Below are 3223 nucleotides of genomic sequence, written 5' to 3'. Positions count from 1 at the left end.
CGCAACCGCGGCCTGATCCACAAAGAGACCGTCTACAAAACTTGACACAGCCCAGGCGCGGCAATCGCCAGACCGCCAGATTCACCAAGCAGGCCGGATTCCAGGTTCGGCAGACCACGCACGAGGTCGCGCACCTGCGGGTCCCAAAAGTCGGGTGGGTGAGATTCGTGCTTTCGCGCCCACTGCCATCTGACCCGTCGTCGGTGACCGTGATTCGGGAGCCTGACGGTACCTTTCATCTTTCGTTCGTGGTCGATGTGCCTGCGGATGAGCCTCGGGCTCCTGCGCATCCTGGTCGGGCCGCCGGCCTGGACATGGGATTGACGGACTATGCCGCGATCGTCTACTCCGACGGGACGCGGGAGAAGATCAACAACCCACGCCACTTGCGCACGAGTGAACGGAAGCTCGCCAAAGCGCAGCGTGCCCTCTCGCGAAAGCAGAAGGGGTCAGCGAACCGGGTGAAAGCTCGCACCCGCGTGGCCCGGACGCATGCCCGTGTGTGTCACCAAAGACTTGACCATGCCCACCAGCTTGCCGCACGGCTGATCCGCGAGAACCAAGCGGTCGCCGTCGAAACGCTCAGCATTACCGGCATGGTCAAAACCCGGCTCGCAAAGTCAGTGTCAGATGCGGGATGGGGTCAATTCCTGCGGGTGCTGGAGGAGAAAGCGACCGAACACGGCCGCGGCTTCGCCCAGGTGCCGGGGAACTTCCCGTCCTCTCAAATCTGCGCAGTGTGCGGAGTGAGAGATGGAAAGAAACCCTTGCACATCCGTGCATGGGAGTGCGCTTGCGGCACCCTGCTGGACCGGGACTACAACGCCGCAACCAACGTGCTCGCCGAAGGACATTCGGAGAGCGTAAAGGCCTGTGGACGAGAGGTCAGACTTCAGCTTGCTGGAGCGCACTCGGACGAAGCAGGAACCCACCGAACCGATCACGCTCACCAGAGCGCGACGGCGTAGGAATCTCCACCCTTCAGGGTGGAGAGGATGTCAACATGGCCTACAACACGAATCAGAAGCGACACCGCAAGGGGTCTCCGTCAGCCGGTGCGTGGGCGCCTGACAATGAGCGCGGCGGTACTGCCGGGCGAGGAGCCGAGCTCGCGAAACGTTGGTAGACCTGGCGGCCGAGCATCGTCTAGGCTCTAAAAAAGTTCAAAGGAGAACTCCATGACTGAAACCAGAGAACCAACGGCGGGCATCGAAAAGTCGTGGCGACGACCAAGATTAAGTCGATTGCGCACCTCTAGCAGAGCTCTTGTTGCCTTTGTTGCTGCGGCCTGTGTTGCGGGCGGGTTGCTCGAGGCCCCACCGGCCCACGCCGCTGCGCTTACCGGGGAGAACGCTGACGCAACCGTTGAGACCGTGTCAACTACATCCTTGACGTTTGCGGGAACGGCGTTCCTCTCTACTGGCCGACTCGCAGCGAATGCTGATGTCTCCGTAGTGGGGTGGCCCCGGGGATTCGAGGATGCTGAAGGTGCTTTCGAACTTGTGGACTTGGGCTCCGGTGTCACGGATGGAAAAGGCCGATTCACTGTGGCCCCAACAATTGACGCTTCAACCTTGCCGTCGCTACCCGGCTCGGACGGTTCTTCGCAGATGGACGTGGAGGTACTCGTGAGTGGCGATAATGAGCTCGCTGCGTTCTCAACCACTCTGGATGTGGATGCTCGTACAGGCGTTGTTTCCACAGATGTGACTGTCGGAGACGCAGGAGTATCACTTCGTGAAATTCTGAGATCCTATTCGGCTGGTAGCCGCGCCGGTGTGCCGGTGGCGGTGGTCGCATCGACGACCGGATCTACAATCGACTTAGCCCTGCAAATGAATGGGGCACCAGGTGGGACGGTGAGTCAGGCAGCGGAGGACCCAGTCCTCAACCCCAACGCTCTTCATAGTTGCAGTCTCTCGAAGAACTTGGGCAACCAGTGGACGGTGGTTGGGGCAGTTGGATCAACAACTTCTGGCTATGTTGGGCGAATCACGTACGGTGCTTCAGCATCCACAGCGGTGACAGTCGGAATGTCGCTGTCAGGCAAGAATGGAAGCTTTAATGGGAGTGGAACGACATCTAGATCCTCCACGGCGACGATTGGATTCCCGACGTACACAAATGCTGGCTATCGAGTCATGAAGACTCAGTTCAGCTACGGGATCTACAAGTGCGGATGGGGTACGACAGGCAGCCATCGGTGGGTCACCCGAATCACCGGGTTCGTTGGAGGTGCCATAGCCTCGGGCATGAGTATGCCTAGTGCGAACTACTGTGCCTACTACACAGGCGGATCGAAACTCATCGTGGACAGCACGAAAGCCAGAACTCAGACGGCGGCGGTATCGGGCGTGTACTCAGTTCTGGGTATGAATTTGTCCGCCACAACCGGCTATTCTTCAAAGCTGCAAGCTCGGTTCGCGTTCAACAGTGGGAAAAAAGCTTGTGGCACCAACGGTTACCCAGGTGCTGGGCCTGGAGTAGTTGTGGTGAAGGCGTGATGCTCCGCCAGGGTGTGCGGTTGTCGTCGGTGATAGTTTTTGCCGGGATGCTCAGTGGGTGTTCACAGCTTTCCGGGGCCGGAGCCCTGGTTAGCCTCGAAGACGGCTCGGGCATGAATTGCACCCCGGCAGATCCAGAAGGGCGAGCCATGATTGGCTTCAGCCACGTGGCCAATCAGTCTGCAGACAGCCTCAGCATCGTGGATGCGAAGCTCGTCGACGCAAAAGGACTGGAGCTGATTGGACTTGAACTGAGGCAACCAGACGATCCCAACGCTCACATGGTCGGTTATCCGTATGACGACTTCGGTCCAAGTGTGCTTTCAGAACCGATCCAGGTTGCTGCAGGGGAGGAGCGCGTGGTCGTCGTTGGGCTCAGCAACGTCAGCGATCAGATTGGCAGTGCCAAGGGGGTCCAACTGATCTACCAAGTGGCTGGTGACCCTCGCACAAGGATGATGCAGACTTCCTACTCCTTGGAAGTCGCCCCCACTGGAGAAGTCTGCTGACTGAACGGTTGCGATGAAATTGGGTGAGCATAGCGATCGGGCCCCCAGATTCGGCGGTAGCCAGCTCGGTGGCCATGCTCGCTCCTCGCGCACAGTAACAACCGAGTCACAAGACTCGTGGCTTCACGGCCCCGGGGCCATAGAACGCCGCATGAGCTGGGCTGTGTCAAGTTTTGTAGACGGTCTCTTTGTGGATCAGGCCGCGGTTGC

Annotated in this window: 3 protein-coding genes; all 3 read left to right on the top strand. The window is 59.3% G+C overall.

Going from position 1 to position 3223, the window contains the following annotated elements; translation table 11 throughout:
- Positions 1-968: RNA-guided endonuclease InsQ/TnpB family protein (locus CZ674_RS07695; RefSeq protein ID WP_234988501.1), on the top strand; the 968-nt coding region annotated here is incomplete at its 5' end.
- 210 nt (positions 969-1178) lie between these two features.
- Entirely contained in the window at positions 1179-2504 is a 1326-nt protein-coding gene (locus CZ674_RS14010) for a hypothetical protein (protein ID WP_143244688.1), read from the top strand.
- Positions 2501-3013 (top strand): hypothetical protein, encoded by a 513-nt coding sequence (locus CZ674_RS07690; protein WP_143244687.1) that lies wholly within the window; start codon positions 2501-2503, stop codon positions 3011-3013. Before CZ674_RS14010 ends, CZ674_RS07690 begins: the two co-directional genes overlap by 4 nt.
- Positions 3014-3223: the final 210 nt, after the last annotated feature.

The organism is Agrococcus casei LMG 22410, from assembly GCF_900163565.1.
Lineage (GTDB): Bacteria > Actinomycetota > Actinomycetes > Actinomycetales > Microbacteriaceae > Agrococcus > Agrococcus casei.
The sequence above is the reverse complement of the archived record's forward strand: the minus strand, read 5'-3'. Positions and strand labels throughout refer to the sequence as shown.